This window comes from Halomonas sp. 141 (assembly GCF_002810305.1).
GTDB classification, from domain to species: Bacteria; Pseudomonadota; Gammaproteobacteria; order Pseudomonadales; family Halomonadaceae; genus Vreelandella; species Vreelandella stevensii.
Genome location: NZ_PINZ01000119.1, coordinates 1 through 1,030 on the forward strand (window position 1 = coordinate 1; position 1,030 = coordinate 1,030).

Annotated in this window: 1 protein-coding gene; it reads right to left on the bottom strand. The window is 48.5% G+C overall.

All coding sequences use genetic code 11. The features are described 5' to 3' along the window. Positions 1-820: integron integrase (locus tag CWI66_RS17595; RefSeq protein ID WP_100732388.1), on the bottom strand; the 820-nt coding region annotated here is incomplete at its 3' end. Positions 821-1,030: the final 210 nt, after the last annotated feature.

Below are 1,030 nucleotides of genomic sequence, written 5' to 3' on the forward strand. Positions count from 1 at the left end.
GTAGCTGAGTGGCGAAACTGTGCCGCAAAGAGTGGCATGAGCCAGGGCGTGTTAAAGAAGATGAGCGCATGGCATATTTGACGGCTTTTTGGACGGCAGAGGCATGAATGTGATGTAGAACGACGCGCCCCCTCTCATCGAAGCAAGGCCTGGAGGAAGGGAAAAGCCATTGCCATGCAAGTGAAATACCCGCGTTCGGATATTTACGGTCCAGAGCATATGGCAGTGACACAGGAATAGCGTTGGCTTCAAGGCGAGCGTTCAGTTGTTGTTCTGCCATTTGTATATGCGTATGTAATGGCTGGACGCAAGAAGGCGGCAGTAGCGTGGTGCGGTCTTTGTTGCCTTTGCCTGCATACACCGTGATGATTTGCCTTGAGAAATCAATATCTTTGACGCGAAGCCGACAGGCTTCGGAGACACGTAAACCTGAGCCGTACATCAGTGAGGCCATGAGAAGCATAGAGCCAGACAAGTGCTGAAATACCTCCATTACTTCCTGATGGGAAAGCACCACTGGTAAGCGCTGAGGGCGCTTAGCTCGGCTAAATTGACCAATCTCGCCAAGCGGCTGGTCCAGCACATGGCGATAAAGGAAGACGATGGCATTGAGTGCTTGATTCTGTGTAGCCGCTGCCACGTGCCTTTCGATTGCCAGATACTCCAAAAATTGCCGTACTTCATGATCTGTTAGGGTGGCAGGGTGACGTAAATTATTGAACCGAATGTAAAATCGAATCCAGTAACAATAGGTTTTTTCGGTGCGTAAGCTATAGCGCTTGACCCTCATGGTTGCCTTGACGCGTTCCATCAGTTTCATGGGAGAATGCCTCAATAATGCTGTATATAAAAACAGTATTATTGAGACGAGCAAAACGCGCAAGCCCGCGAATTTTGGCTACATCGCCAAAATTCTCTTTGCACGCTGTAGAATCAATGAGGTAGATTCAATTTGGTGGCTATGAAACCTCAGTCATTGTGATGTCACGTTCATTGAGGTTTCATGGCAGGGCGTATAATCACTGTTATG